This window comes from Cellulosilyticum sp. WCF-2 (genome assembly GCF_003990395.1).
Taxonomy (GTDB): Bacteria; Bacillota; Clostridia; order Lachnospirales; family Cellulosilyticaceae; genus Cellulosilyticum; species Cellulosilyticum lentocellum.
In genome coordinates this window covers 1,698,418-1,712,739 of record NZ_CP034675.1, presented here as the reverse complement: position 1 = coordinate 1,712,739, position 14,322 = coordinate 1,698,418, and the positions used below count along the sequence as shown (strand labels likewise).

The window sequence follows — 14,322 nt, the reverse complement described above, 5'->3', positions numbered from 1 at the left end:
TATTTTTAGACAAACAAGCTAAAAATATACAAAAACATCCGCCTTATTTAAAGACGGATGTTCAGTATTTTTTTCTTATTAATATACATTATTTTTTGAATTGAACAGGTACTGTTTCACTTGTTAACTTTTCAAATGTAAAGCCTTGTTTTCTAAGCCCTTCTACAATTTCTGGCAATGCTTCTACTGTAGTTGTTTTAGGTGCTGCATCATGCATTAAAATAATAGCATGCTTTTGGCCCTCTGCACCATTTAGTACAGAATTGACGATTACGTTTTTATCTTGTTTATTAGCCGATGCATCCATAGAGTCTACATTCCAGTCAAAATAAACTAATCCTTCTTCTTTAACCTTCGCAATAATTTGATCCATTAAATCTTTTCCACCATGTTTTATACTAATAGTATTATTGGAACCTCCTGGAAAGCGCATGACATCTGGTTTTACTCCTGTTACACTTTCTAGATGATTCGATAAAGCATTAATATCTTGCATAAAACTATCTACGCTTGTATAAATTTGATTATATTGATGGGTATTAGAATGAATCGCTAGCGTATGTCCTTCATCTACAATACGCTTATAAATATCATCTTGATTTTCTTTACCTAATACAAAAAAGGTAGCTTTTAAATGATTTGCTTTTAAGAAGTCTAAAATCTTAACAGTGTTATCACTTGGTCCATCATCAAAGGTTAAATAAGCATATTTTTCTGTTGCTCCCGCTAAAGAATTTGCTAATTCTGGATTTTTCTTTTGTGCTTCTTCTAAATCTAGTTTTACTTGTCCTACTTGCTCTTTTATTTGTTCAATTCTACCACTATAATCTTCTAAATCTGCTTGCATACTTACCTTAGATGCTTCAATCTCTGCAAGTTCTTTCTTCACCCCACTAAGCTCTTGTACTTTATTGGGCATTTTAAATGCTAACACACCAGTTGTACATACAAAAAATATTGATAAAAATAAAAATACGAGTGTTGCCCCTACACGAGACTTTTTCCTATATGCCATTTTTCCACCTTCTACATCCCTATGCTAACTTATGTTTATTCACTCTTCATTGATTCTGGTATGACGATTGGTTCATATTTAGCTAGTTCTTGGCTAAGCCCTTCTAGCTGATTTTTATATTCTTTTTCTTGCTGTACCATCTCATCTGTCATGCTTTTTATACTATCTAGTTCGCTAGATAATTGATTAATTGTTACGTGATATTTATTTAGACTCATATTAGTATATACAAAACTTCCTAATAAAATACTCGTTACAACACATGCTCCTCCAGTAATCCATAATAAAGTCATGTAAAATCTGTTTTTTGATTTTCCAAAGTGCAAGTTGTTTCTTTTCACATTATCCCCTCCTTATTACCCAGTATACTATCTTTTTATACAGTTTTAAACCTTATTCTCTAACAATTTATTTGGTATTTAATAGCTATTTTGAACCTGGTTTTAAAAATGTATCAAAAAAAGTACTTTCTCTATATATAGACAGAATAAATACTCAAAAAGTTTCATCTATCTCTATTTATCGTTTTCTGTATTAACTTACTTAGAATTCAAAAGCTGCCTTTGCACAACTATTTATAACTATTGTTACTCATATAAAAAGAATAACCTATAAAGATTATTCTTTTTCACTTACTTCTCTTCGTCTTTGTTCTTCCATGGCTTTTAAATAGCTAATTTGTGTAGGGGTTTTCCCCGCGTATTTAATCGCATCATCTATCCCACCACTTAAAGCACCCTTTAATTCCTCAAAACGCTCTTTGCTTACTTCTATGTAGCTGTTACAGACTGGACACATCATGCAATAAGTCGTTTTATATGGAATAACTGGAATAAAAAACAAAGTAAACCATACCCTAAGTACACATAATTCCCACTGCGCTTCATTGTTACAATTCCCACACTGCAATCTTCCAATCGCTCCTAAAAACTTCTTTGTTACTTTTCCCCATCCAAATATAATCATTCTCCCACTCCTTATTTAATTATTTAAAACTCATTTTCTTACATTAATAAATCATATAGTAGCTTTACAAATAGTAGACCAATCACTACAAAAATAACATATCTTACTTTTTTAGCACCACCCTTAATAGCAAATTTAGCCCCCATATAAGCCCCTACGATGCTACAGACTGCAGCTGGAATAGCTAAGATAAAAATGACTTTGCCTTCTATAAAATAGAGTACTACAGAGGTTAAATTAGATGCTAGGTTAGAAACTTTAGCACATCCAGAAGAAGTTACTAAATCAAGTCTCAATAATCCGGAAAACCCAAGTATCATAAAAGTCCCTGTTCCAGGTCCAATTAAACCATCATAGCATCCAATAATAACTCCAATCATGCCAGATAGACTTATAAGCTTTATTGCACCTAAGCTTCTTTCTTCTAATTGTTCCCCAAGATTTTTTTGTGTCATAATAAACAGAGCTACTAAAGGAAGAGTAACAAGCATCAATACCTTCAGGTGTTTTTCACTAATATACAAAGCTAGCTTAGTCCCTATAGTTGAACCGATGATAGCCCCTATGGCTGAATAGATAGCTATTTTCCACTTAATCTTACCACTTTTGATGTACTTACCTGCTGCTATAATTGTTCCGCAGCTAGCTGAAAATTTATTGCTACCAGCTGCCATATGAATAGGCATTCCTGTCATCATATAAGCAGGCAAAGAAATTAGTCCGCCGCCACCTGCTACTGCATCTACAAAACCAGCTATAAAAACAAGAGGGCAAACAATGAATAAATTTTTAATTATCTCTTCCATGAAGTTCTCCTTAATGTCATGAATATGTATTTAGATTCTACATTATTTTTTAATTATTTTCAATTTTAAATCTTTTTATTTATAATAATTTAAATTTCATTGCAAATAAATCCCCTGAATTGTTAGTACTCACTCAGGGGATAACTTATTTATTTTTTTAACTTTGGAAAGCCTATTACAATAGCAATAATTCCACATATGCCCATTAAAATAGGATAGTGTAAGTAACCTAATATCTCCATAGGTGATACACCTACTAAACCTGCTGCTATAAGGAGCTGTGCACCATAAGGAATAATTCCTTGAATACACGCTGAAAAAATATCTAAAATACTAGCCGTACGTCTTGGATCAATATCATACTCCTCAGCAATGTCTTTAGCTAGCGGTCCTGCCATAACAATAGCTATCGTGTTATTCGCTGTACACATATCCACTAAACTTACAAGAGCTGCAATACCAAATTCAGCACCTTTCTTCGTATGGATACGGCGCTTGATAAAGCCAAGCAAATAGTCAATCCCACCATTTCGCTTAATCAGTTCTAGCGTTCCTCCAATAATAATGGATAAAATAATGATTTCTGCCATACCAATCATTCCATTAGAAGCTGCTTCTACTGCTGCAAATAAATCAAGGCTTCCTGTTAGTACACCAACAGCACCTGCTAAAAGTGTGCCACCTGCTAATAGCACAAATACATTAACACCTGCCAATGCGCCTACTAGAACGGCCACATAAGGAAGTACTTTTACCCACTCATAAGTATATCTTCCTGGTATTTCTTGATGATACTGCCATGTCATAACAGTTAATAGCACAATAGTAATGAGCGCTGCAGGCAATACAATAAGGAAATTCACCTTAAATTTATCTCTTAATTCACAGCCTTGTGTACGTGCTGCTGTAATAGTAGTATCTGAAATCATAGATAGGTTATCGCCAAACATTCCTCCACCAATAATGGCACCAATTACTAACGGAATAGGCATACCTGTTGTTTCTGCAATTCCCAGACCAATTGGTGCTAAAGCAGTAATCGTTCCAACTGAAGTTCCCATTGATAGTGAAATGAAACATGCTATTAAAAATAAACCGCCTATCAGAAACTGAGAAGGTATAAAGGATAAGCTTAAATTAACAGTAGCATCAACACCACCCATGGCTTTTGCTACACTAGCAAAGGCCCCTGCTAAAATGAAAATGATGCACATCATCATAATATCACTATGCCCTGCTCCTTCACAAAACACTTCTATCTTCTTATTTAATGGTTCCTTCCTATTAAACATAAGTGCTACAGCTGTGGCTGTAATAAAAGCTACAAGTACAGGCATTTTATAAAAATCTTTCGTAGCTATTCCAACCCCTAGGAAGAGCACAAGAAATACTGCTAACGGCAAGAGTGCAAAGGGATTTCCCTTTTGATTGTCTTTTTTCATGATGTCTATTCTCCTTCGTCATATCCATAGTTGTCGCATAGCCATTATATTAACATAATTTCTTTATAATAATCCACAAAAATATAGTAAAAGGAGAAACTCTATAGTCTCTCCTCCTATTTCTTTAATTTCCATCACCTATTACTTAATGGCTTTTTTAAAGCTTTAACTTATCATCATTTTTAATCTATTTAACTTCTCCACCTTCTACAACAACGCTCTCAGGATCTACGCTGTCACCATAAACAGGTAATAAAGTAGCTTCATAAGCTGAATGGAAAAAATTCTCTTTAGCTAGCGCTTTAATTTCATCATTAATCCAGTTTAGTAATTCTGTATTACCCTTTTGAACAGCAGGTGCAATCGTATCTAGACCACCCAGTGACTCAATGCCTGTTGTAAAACCTGGATTTTGAATAGCCCATGCAAATACTAAAGTATTATCATGTGCAAGTGCAGCTCCTCTAACATCTTTTAGTGCATTAAAGGCTTCTGTATTCTCATCATATTTAAGAAGTTCAATATTAGGATAGTTTTCTGTAAAGTAAGTCTCTGCTGTCGTTCCTTTATTTACAATTAATTGCTTTCCTTCAAGCTGAGAAACATCTGTAATAATGGCCCCATCAGGTGATACAACACCAAGAGCTACCTTCATATAAGGTAATGCAAAATCTACAACTTCAGCACGATCTTTTGTTACTGTAAAGTTAGCTAAAATAATATCTACCTTACCTGACTGCAGATATTCCACCCTACTTGCTGCTTCTACTAAAACAAACTCTACAGCATTTTCATCGCCTAATAAGTCTTTAGCAATACGCTTAGCAAAGTAAACATCATAACCTTGGTTTACTCCATTTTCATCTACATAACCAAAAGGTGGTTTATCACTAAAGACGCCAATTCTTATCTTACCTCTTTCCTTAATAGCTTCTATACCAGAAGCACTTTCCCCATTACTACTTGCCTGCTTATTACTTGAGCAAGCTGTTAAACTTCCTAAAATCACTAATAAACCTACTAATATACTTAATACTCTTAAACGTTGTTTCATTTTGTTTCCTCCTCAAAATTAAAGATATTTAAAAATTGTTTTGCTCTTAAAGTACTAGGGTTTTCAAAAAACGCTTTTGGTGTGTTTTCTTCTATAATTTCACCTTGGTCTATAAATAAAATTCGGTCTGCCACAGCCTTTGCAAATTTCATTTCATGAGTCACAATAGCCATGGTTGTTCCTGCTTTAGCAAGTTCCAAAATAACATCTAATACCTCTCTTACCATTTCTGGGTCAAGTGCAGCCGTCACTTCATCGAAAAGTAAAATCTCCGGGTTCATACACAGAGCTCTTACAATAGCTACCCTTTGTTTCTGTCCTCCTGAAAGTTGACGAGGATACGCATCTTTTTTATCGCTTAATCCGACCCGTTCAAGCAATTTCTCAGCTTGCAAAGACGCCTCTTCCTTATTCCTTTTTTGCACTTTTATAGGTCCTAATAATATATTTTCCATCACTGTCATATGCGCAAATAAATCATAACTTTGAAATACCATGCCAATCTTTTGCCTAATTTGGGGCCAATCCTTCTTACTCCTAGTAATACTTTCACCATCTAATTTAATGTTTCCTGCTTGAAAAACCTCTAAACCATTTAAGCAGCGTAATAAGGTACTTTTTCCACATCCTGATGGTCCTAAGATGACAATTACTTCTCCCTTTTGAATTTGAAAAGAAATATCCTTTAAAACAGGTGGATTGTTATCATAACTTTTATATAAGTGTTCTATTTCTAATAACATTTCTGCCATATGTATGCCTCCTTATGATTGCCACTTCATTTCTAATTTTTTAGAGAAAATAGAAATGGGATAACAAATAATAAAATACAAGATAAAGATAAAGCCATATACCCACAGAGGAGCACTAGGCACTTTTAAAATTGAGGCTTCTATAATCTGTTGACCTACCTTCAATACCTCTACAACACCAATTAGTACAATTAACGAAGTAGTTTTAACCATACGAGTTGCTAAGTTAATAGCTGCCGGCAGCATTCTTCTTACAGCTTGTGGGATGATAATATAACGATAAATTTGAATTTCGCTTAACCCAATAGCCCTGCCACTATCACTTTGTGCCTTAGGCATGGAAGTAATGGCTCCTCTTACTATATCTCCCATCTCAGCTGTTCCCCATAAAGTAAAGACAATAATCGAAATAATCTCTGCCTCTATATGATAACCAATGAGCTTTGTTAAACCAAAATAAAAGATAAAAAGCCATACCAAGATAGGAATAATTCGAATAGCTTCTAAATAAATCCTACAAATCACTTTTACTGCCTTGTGCTTGGAAGTCATCAATATGCCTAACATAATACCCAGTACACCAGATAAAATCATTGCAATGAGCGCTACTTTCATAGCTACTCCCAAGCCACCTATCAGTCTAATCAGGTTCCTGCCTTGGAAAAGCACGTTAATTCCCAAATCCTGCATATCTCATCCTCCTTTCAATCCAAGTAAATAATATGGAAAGTGGCAATAAAATAATTAAATATGCAATCACTAATAGAAAAAGGGCTTCATCTGTCTTGTAATACATACCAATTAAATCTTTAGCAACAAACATTAAATCAGCTAAAGCAACTGCACTAAATATAGATGTTTCCTTTAATAAAAAAATAATATTAGCACCTATACCTGGCATAGCAACTGCAAATGCTTGAGGTAAAATAACATGTTGTATCAGTTGCCATTCATTTAGTCCGATACTTAAGCCTGATTCAATTTGAGACTTACTAACAGCTTCTAATCCTGATCTGAAGGCTTCCGCCATATAGCTTCCACCTAGAAAAGTTAGTCCTATCACTGCACAGGTTTCCGCACTTATCTTTACTCCCAACTTTGGTAACCCATAGTATAAAAAGAAAAGTTGTATTAGTAAGGGTGTATTTCTAGATAATTCTATGTAAGCTCCCACCACTTGCTTCGCAATTGGAATCTTATAGTATCTAATCATGGCACATATAAACCCTACTAGAACAGCTAGAACAATTCCTACTCCTCCTAAGGTTAAAGTCAGTTTAGATGCTTCAACGTACAAGGGAACATATCTTTCTATAGCACTTATATCCATCTTCGTCCCTCCTTTGATTTCATTTCCTAGTATTCCTATTTGTTTTGTTTTTTATTTTATTCAGTATACTCTTATTATTTTTACTTTGTCAATATTTTTAGATTTAACTAAACCTTATTCCATATCAATTCTATGAAATGGACAATCTTATTAATGACCTTATTTCTTAATATTTTTACTAGTTTTTCGATGTCTTTTCCTTTTTTGTGTCCACATACGCCCTACACTTTTCTTTTTTATGTTGTGGACAGATACTAGACTTTTTACCGCATACAATTGATTTTTAAAATTTTTTAACTTTCATTAGGGATTCCCCTGGTTCATCACATATACATAGATGTAAAACAAAATAAGCAACTTCCTCGGCTTTAGTCTAGGTAGCATCAACTTGACGCGCTAGCAGTAGAGGTCCATCTATAAGTTGCTAAATACGTTTTTACATCTAGTAGTACCAAATAAAGTTCTAAATCAGAGTCTTAAAGTCTTAGTTTCCTATCATAAGGGTGCACCGGCTAAGACTATAGGAGCTCCTCACTCATTGGTTTAACTTTAATAGCTATCCTTAATGCCTGTTTCTAACTACATAAACATGCTGAGGAGCCATTTTATGCCTAGAATTAGGCCAATTAGGAAGGCTATGTGAGTTTCTCCCATGAGACTGTAACAAAAAAAGACCTAGACTTGTATCAATTGATACTTAAGTCTAGGTCTTTTTTTTACGCACGCGGTAGGATTCGAACCCACGACATTCTGATCCGAAGTTTGATTTTTATGTATAAACAGGTAAATAGCGTTCATTATTTAAAATATTTTTATGCTCAATCCTATTATTTTCAACAATAAATGCAAGATGTGTTCATTAACTTCATTGAATAAATTCTGTACGTAGGTGTCAGATAGGTGTCAGCCAAAACAGCGTGCAACCCCATATGCTAAAGTTGCACGCTATAAATTTGTTTAGGTTATTGTAGCAGATTAATGTTGCAAGCCTTTATTTACTATAATCGAAGTATTTAATAGTTATATAATTTTCTAACTCAATTTTATCTGTTATTTTGCTCCACTCAACAGTAGAAATAATATCCGTATCTACATACGCGAACACTCCTACACCTCTTTTATTATCCATGCTTATAATTATAGTTTTCGGACTGTCTTTTGTGATTTTTAGTTTAGATATTTTATGCAAAGTATCTCTTATAGTTGTATGAATTTTGCTATCAAAGTCGTCTTTTTCGCCATCCTTGCTAATATCTATAGCAATTATTCCATCATCTAATACTACCTGGCTATAGTCTGTTAATACGTTTTTTACACCGTCCACATCTAAATTATCCGCTCCACACCCAGTCATCATAAGGCAAATACAAACTAACAATATTGTTATAGTTTTCTTCATTCTTCCCCACCCCACAAATGATATTTACATTGAGCAATACTCGTATAAAGTTATAGAGAATAATATTAAAAGTAAAGCATAGAAAGCTATAATCATAAAATCTCCCCCTAATATCAAATAAATTTTAAGATAATTCTACACTATTTGATTATGTTATTCAATCTTTCCTTTAATAAACACCATTTTACTAATATATCTATCTGCCATTGCTTAAGGTTTTTATTATATTTTTGCATAAAAAAGACCACACCCTTTTTATTTTAGAGTGTAGCCTTATGATCTTGCTTTTAAACAAACTATCTTTTTAATTACTAATCTAAATAACTATTTAGTTGGTCAAAAACATTTTTAACTTCTTTATGTGCTCATTTACTTTACTTAAGTTTTCGTTGTTTTATTAACCAAATGCAGCCGAAACTTATAGCTAACACAGAAATTATAGGCAATATAAGATTGTAATAATAAATAGATTCCTTTGTTGATAGAATTAAAAATGATGACACTAAACTACATAAACATGTAAAAATCATAACATATATTGAATATTTTTTCTTTTTGTTCATAGAATTACCTCGCATTAATTTATATGTAGTTGTTACATAGTATACCACTTTATCCTTGTTACATTTTGTAATTTTATGCAACAAAAAAATAAGACCAGGTATTCTCACCTGATCCTATCTAAAACTATTCTTTTATTATTTATAACAGAAATCCTTTAGTTCTTTTTTATCTTTATTCCGTTTCTCAATTTTTTCAAGTAAATACTTTAAATCTTCATCATTTACATATCCACACATGCCTTGTGATAGGTTTTTTGTTCTAAAATCAATGTTTACCTCTTTAATAAACTTACTAATCCTAGTAAACATCTCAACACCCCCTTCTTCTAATCTATATTAGCATATGATAATAATGTTGTATTATGTGTATATTTTAAAGTTTAATTGTACATATCATTTGCCATAGATGATTTACTATTATTCCACAAATTATATTAATTAAAATAGTTACTAAAATACTCAATATCATGTCAACAGTATATTTATTATTTGCTCTGGCTAAATTTAGTTGGGTAATTGAATCTCCCTTAGTTATAGCAAAAGTAAACGTATCACCATACTCCATCGCAGATTCAATCACTTTTTTCCCCAATATAAATGCCACTCTTTTAACTATATTATACGTTATATATCCAAAAAAACAAATACATATTATACTTTTTAATTGATTAACAGTAATGTCAGAAACAACTTTTATAGATGTATTTGATAGGTAATACATGATCCATACTAATATGGTCCCTGCATATACAATTGGCGTTATGTATCTTATAGCATTAGCTATAGTTCCTTTATGCTTCCGTATAAATTTTAACCTATTATTAATCTGCTCTGATGCTATTAGTGTTTTGTTCCATTCTTCTACTATATTAGTAATTTCTTCGGCTAATCGGTGATTCACGAAATCCACTTTGCAAATAACTGGAGCTAAATTTCTCTCTACAGAATCCATGTCTTCTATTTCTCCACTTAGCAATAATTGAAATACCTGTTGAGCATTTAATCCTGAACTCATTCTCACCACTAGTGTGTGTTTTTGTGGAATTTCATAATTTGGTAGTTTTAATAAACAGTCCCATTTCATAATTACATTTTCAATAGCTTCAGGTATATCGAAATTAGTGTTTGTAAAGGAAAGCCAACTTCCAAAATTTTTAATCTTTCCATTATCAAATTTTATATCAATAGAGAATTCATTGGCTCCTACTATATAGTGCCCCAATTTATCTTCAACATTTTGATAGAGTAACTGCAAATCATTAAATCCTATCTGAACATCTTTAGGAAATACTTTTATCAAGCTATCAGGTTGTCCATTTAATAAGTGAAATAATGCCCTTATTTCATTTGGATCAAAACTATTCCATACTTTTGATTCATGTTCAGGATATCCTGATTGTATAATAACTTCATTATCCATATTCCCCTCCAGTATTACTCGTCTTTTTTCAAATAATATATAATATTAAAAACAATTAGTCAATATTTTTTGAACGTAATGCTAAATTATAAATTCGCAATTGCTCACTTATACTTCTAAAACAAATCTACGTTTTAGGCATAAAAAAAGAAGCTAGAGCCTAAGCCCTAGCTGGTACCATTAACCCTTTCCTTTTAGTCGCATTATCATATGTTACTTCTGCTCCTAGCATGTTAGCTAACTGGCGCATTGGGATATAAGTAACCCCATCCTTTGTAATGCTATCCACTTCAACTTCTTTTCCGTTTACATTAATCTTTTCTTTAACTAGCATTTCATCACCCTCTTCTATTTTATTCTTTACATCTATTAAAAAAGCTCTCCATGCTTGCTCATTGACTACATAGTAATGTGGACAATCCTTTTTAGTTATGTCGTAATGTCTCTCTACATCTACTAGAGGACTTAATTTATATCTAGTGCATAATTCTGCCACTAACTCAACAAGGCTCTTATACGTCAATTCTGAGAACTTACCACCCCAATCAGGATGACACGTTTCTATTCCTATTGCCATATTATTATGGCTATTGCCATGGTATGCAATTTCATCTTCTGGAACACATAAAACAACCTCCCCTTGTAGCCCTATAATGTAATGTGAACTAGCAAATATATAATTATCATATGCATTCTTCTTGCCCTCTTTAAGCCCTTCAAAGTAGTTACGATTAGCAATAGCTGAGCTACCTGCATTCCCAACCCAATGTACTGTTATCTTTTTAATATGACCTATTTTAGATCCAGGCCTACTGTACTTATTAATGGTTAATAGTTTTTGTTGTATCTCCATCTTTATTACCTCCTTGTACGTTTAAATCTGCAGCACTATCTATCTTGTCCCTAGCTATGTTAAGGGCCTTAACAATAAACTTAGGCAAGTCTATACCTGCTAAAGCTAAATTCTCTAGGTTACTAATCAACTCCCTAACAAAAATCCAAGCTAGTGTAAATGCAGTAAATATAATCTTAGTGGCTACATTTATACCCAATGTATCAGCTATAAGGACCAAACCGGAATCTAATATAAGAGTTAAAATAATAAGCATACACATACCTAGTTTCCGATATATACCTAGCATTACTTTCTTACTCTCTACTTTTTCAGTTTCGCTTGAACCTGCAGCATAGATTCTAGTTACTAGATCACAAAACATAGCTACCAGTGTTAATACTAGAAGTGGAGTAAATACCCCAAAGTAAGCACTAACCCAAATATAAATAGCTGTTACAACACCTGTTAAAGTTGCTTTTATATCGTTCATGATTTCCCTCCTCAGGAAAAAGGCATAAAAAATACAGCCTATTAAGCTGCTCCTCTATGCCTCGTATTTTATTATTTTTGTGTTACTTTAGGTGGAAAGTCTGTAATTAATTCTACTAAATCTAAATACTCTTGATCTGTAAGTAATCCGGCATTTTTATACTTACCTAACTTCTTAAGCATATCTTCTTGGTCATAGTTTTGGCTCCTAATCACGCTTTCACAAACAATATACAACATAATCATCCTCTCCTTTTATAGCATATCTATAATTTGTTCTTGTAAACTTAAAACCATTTTCTGAGTAGCGAGTAACTGTTCCTCTACTGTAGGCCCTGTACAATTATCAATTTGTTTTGGCGGTTCTTCGTCCACCCATTCTGTGCCTGTCCATTTAGGTTTACCCATTGCATTAGCAATCTGCCAATCGTTTTTTATAAGTTGCTCGTTTTCTTTAAGAGTATAGTGTAGAATATTATCATTTTCATCTATGCACACAAAAGCTGTCTTATATCCTTGCTCATTTATAATTATTCCAAACATCACTACACCTCCAAATCATATGGAATAACAGCAAACACATAATCACTTGCGCTGGCTGTGTATACATTTATGGTTCCGTTTGGTAGTATCTCTACGCTACACCCAGTCATAGCACTATTCCTAGCACCTACGCTATAACCTTTAGAAGGAATATATCCACTAGGTAATGTAGCTATAGCTGTTTGTCCTGCGCTAAATTGCCCCGTGCTTGGTTTTGCATTTATTACTAACTTGCACTCATTAAGTCCATTTTTTACTACATAAGACTCTAATGCTCCAGTAGCATAATCCACAAACCCAGAATTATACGGTAATGGAATTTGTGTTTTAGATTTTAAAACATTGATTTGTTCTTGTAAATCTGTATCTCTAGCTTCTACCTCTGTACACATAGCATTCATAACATCATATCTAACTGGTGTACTAGGTTCAAATCTAGTTAAAGCATTCATTATTCATACCCCCCTAAGCAAATATAGTTATTTCCTTGAACTAAAAAACACACCCTGTCATTTAAGGTGGGCGTGTATGATTTAGGCTTCTTATATGTGTTACTGGAATCCTCCCCATCAAATTGCACTTTAAACGGTGAGGTGCTTGTAACAGTTCCACATTTTAGTGTGGGTTGTTGTTTCTTTAGCTTTTCTATTTCTGCATTCAAAATAGCAAAAGAATCTATCATATAGCCACCACCTTCCTACTTTCGACTTTTGCTTGTTGTCCCACGGCGCATTTAAACGTAATGGCTGTTATGGTATATTTAGCGTTTATGTCTCCAACCTTTATCCATACATTTGGCATATATAAATTCATAACATCAGGATCTATTGCTGTTTCAAAGTTTAGATGACTAAACTTACTATTGCTTTCATAAGCATCTTTCTTAGCTATTGCTTGTAATGTGATTAAGTCGGTGGCTTCTACACTCTGTGCATCAACTATACTGCGTCCACGATTAACCGTAGATGTTGGACTGTCAGCGTTGTCGTTAGTATAAGTAAAGCTTAATGGAGTAGCTACGTCTAAGTTGTTAGTATAGCGTACAAATACATTAGGCACATTAAATAAATCTAGCTCATCCACCATGTCCGGTAAAATTATACTAGCTTCATTATCCTCATAGGTCTTAATGTGTATCCTGTCTGTCGGCAGTACATAAGGTTCGGCTTTAAATACTCCGTCCTTATCTACCCATAGGCTTGTATAGTTAATACTAGCAAGTAAGTCGTTAATAATCTCAAGTTTACTTGTACCAATTTCATAATTAAACTCACTATTAAGCGTTTTAGAGGAGTCAGTAATATTGTAGCTATTATTACTACCTATTAGTCGCTTAACCTCATTCACAACATTAGTTCCTACAACTGCTGTGTACCTAGTAGTCACTTTATCATCTAACAACATTTGCAATAGACTGTATGCTGTAATATTTCTAGTCTTTTTGGTTCCTGTAATATTTCTGCTAGGAGAACACAGCATAAACACTCCTAATGCGGTCTTAACTTTATTTAAAGTCATGTAAACCTTAATTCTATCCTTTAAATAATCAATGCTACTATCATCATCCATAACAATAGTAGCACTAGATTTTAGTTGGCTTAGAAATTTGTAAGAAATGGAGCAAGACTCTACATTATAAAGCTTCTTCTTGAATGTGTTTGTATCGTCTAGCAATTCATATTGGAAGCTTAAATATCTGGTAGACATC

General features: G+C 33.3%; 19 protein-coding genes. All 19 read right to left on the bottom strand.

What is annotated here, in order from left to right:
- Positions 1-88 precede the first annotated feature (88 nt).
- The 19 genes from EKH84_RS07490 to EKH84_RS07410 all read right to left on the bottom strand — a co-directional run bounded on the left by EKH84_RS07490 (position 89) and on the right by EKH84_RS07410 (position 14,321).
- Positions 89-1,015: a polysaccharide deacetylase family protein gene (locus EKH84_RS07490; protein WP_013655922.1), complete on the bottom strand. Its 927-nt coding sequence runs from the start codon at positions 1,013-1,015 to the stop codon at positions 89-91.
- Positions 1,016-1,050: 35 nt separating this feature from the next.
- Positions 1,051-1,356: a hypothetical protein gene (locus tag EKH84_RS07485; protein WP_013655921.1), complete on the bottom strand. Its 306-nt coding sequence runs from the start codon at positions 1,354-1,356 to the stop codon at positions 1,051-1,053.
- A gap of 277 nt (positions 1,357-1,633) precedes the next feature.
- Positions 1,634-1,981 carry a zinc-ribbon domain-containing protein gene (locus EKH84_RS07480; protein ID WP_013655920.1) on the bottom strand — a complete coding sequence of 116 codons (348 nt, stop codon included), beginning with the start codon at positions 1,979-1,981 and terminating at the stop codon, positions 1,634-1,636.
- 38 nt (positions 1,982-2,019) lie between these two features.
- Positions 2,020-2,787 carry a sulfite exporter TauE/SafE family protein gene (locus EKH84_RS07475; protein ID WP_127065824.1) on the bottom strand — a complete coding sequence of 256 codons (768 nt, stop codon included), beginning with the start codon at positions 2,785-2,787 and terminating at the stop codon, positions 2,020-2,022.
- Positions 2,788-2,936: 149 nt separating this feature from the next.
- A complete protein-coding gene (locus EKH84_RS07470) occupies positions 2,937-4,229 on the bottom strand; it encodes a Na+/H+ antiporter NhaC family protein (RefSeq protein ID WP_127065823.1) in 1,293 nt (430 codons plus the stop codon).
- Between the two features lie 187 nt (positions 4,230-4,416).
- Positions 4,417-5,283, bottom strand: coding sequence for a cysteine ABC transporter substrate-binding protein (locus EKH84_RS07465; protein WP_127065822.1), 867 nt, complete (start codon positions 5,281-5,283; stop codon positions 4,417-4,419).
- Positions 5,280-6,035, bottom strand: coding sequence for an amino acid ABC transporter ATP-binding protein (locus tag EKH84_RS07460; RefSeq protein ID WP_013655916.1), 756 nt, complete (start codon positions 6,033-6,035; stop codon positions 5,280-5,282). The genes EKH84_RS07465 and EKH84_RS07460 overlap by 4 nt, the downstream gene beginning before the upstream one ends.
- Before the next feature lie 12 nt (positions 6,036-6,047).
- The gene (locus EKH84_RS07455; protein ID WP_127065821.1) at positions 6,048-6,725 is read right to left on the bottom strand and encodes an amino acid ABC transporter permease; all 678 of its coding nucleotides are present in this window, start codon (positions 6,723-6,725) and stop codon (positions 6,048-6,050) included.
- Complete coding sequence (locus tag EKH84_RS07450; protein WP_127065820.1) at positions 6,706-7,365, bottom strand: amino acid ABC transporter permease; 660 nt, start codon at positions 7,363-7,365, stop codon at positions 6,706-6,708. Before EKH84_RS07450 ends, EKH84_RS07455 begins: the two co-directional genes overlap by 20 nt.
- A gap of 991 nt (positions 7,366-8,356) precedes the next feature.
- Positions 8,357-8,764, bottom strand: coding sequence for a hypothetical protein (locus EKH84_RS07445; RefSeq protein ID WP_127065819.1), 408 nt, complete (start codon positions 8,762-8,764; stop codon positions 8,357-8,359).
- A 698-nt stretch (positions 8,765-9,462) separates the two neighbouring features.
- Positions 9,463-9,636, bottom strand: a complete 174-nt coding sequence (locus EKH84_RS21950) for a hypothetical protein (RefSeq protein ID WP_190283529.1) — start codon at positions 9,634-9,636, stop codon at positions 9,463-9,465.
- 64 nt (positions 9,637-9,700) lie between these two features.
- On the bottom strand, positions 9,701-10,747 hold the full coding sequence (locus EKH84_RS07440; RefSeq protein ID WP_127065818.1) for a hypothetical protein: 1,047 nt from the start codon (positions 10,745-10,747) through the stop codon (positions 9,701-9,703).
- 160 nt (positions 10,748-10,907) lie between these two features.
- Entirely contained in the window at positions 10,908-11,600 is a 693-nt protein-coding gene (locus EKH84_RS07435) for an N-acetylmuramoyl-L-alanine amidase (protein WP_127065817.1), read from the bottom strand.
- Positions 11,569-12,072, bottom strand: a complete 504-nt coding sequence (locus tag EKH84_RS07430; protein ID WP_127065816.1) for a phage holin family protein — start codon at positions 12,070-12,072, stop codon at positions 11,569-11,571. Before EKH84_RS07430 ends, EKH84_RS07435 begins: the two co-directional genes overlap by 32 nt.
- Positions 12,073-12,143: 71 nt before the next feature.
- The gene (locus tag EKH84_RS21945; RefSeq protein ID WP_190283528.1) at positions 12,144-12,311 is read right to left on the bottom strand and encodes a hypothetical protein; all 168 of its coding nucleotides are present in this window, start codon (positions 12,309-12,311) and stop codon (positions 12,144-12,146) included.
- 15 nt (positions 12,312-12,326) lie between these two features.
- Positions 12,327-12,614 carry a hypothetical protein gene (locus EKH84_RS07425; RefSeq protein WP_127065815.1) on the bottom strand — a complete coding sequence of 96 codons (288 nt, stop codon included), beginning with the start codon at positions 12,612-12,614 and terminating at the stop codon, positions 12,327-12,329.
- A 2-nt stretch (positions 12,615-12,616) separates the two neighbouring features.
- Positions 12,617-13,066 (bottom strand): hypothetical protein, encoded by a 450-nt coding sequence (locus tag EKH84_RS07420; RefSeq protein WP_127065814.1) that lies wholly within the window; start codon positions 13,064-13,066, stop codon positions 12,617-12,619.
- On the bottom strand, positions 13,066-13,296 hold the full coding sequence (locus tag EKH84_RS07415) for a hypothetical protein (protein ID WP_127065813.1): 231 nt from the start codon (positions 13,294-13,296) through the stop codon (positions 13,066-13,068). Before EKH84_RS07415 ends, EKH84_RS07420 begins: the two co-directional genes overlap by 1 nt.
- Positions 13,293-14,321, bottom strand: coding sequence for a hypothetical protein (locus EKH84_RS07410; RefSeq protein WP_127065812.1), 1,029 nt, complete (start codon positions 14,319-14,321; stop codon positions 13,293-13,295). Before EKH84_RS07410 ends, EKH84_RS07415 begins: the two co-directional genes overlap by 4 nt.
- Position 14,322: the final 1 nt, after the last annotated feature.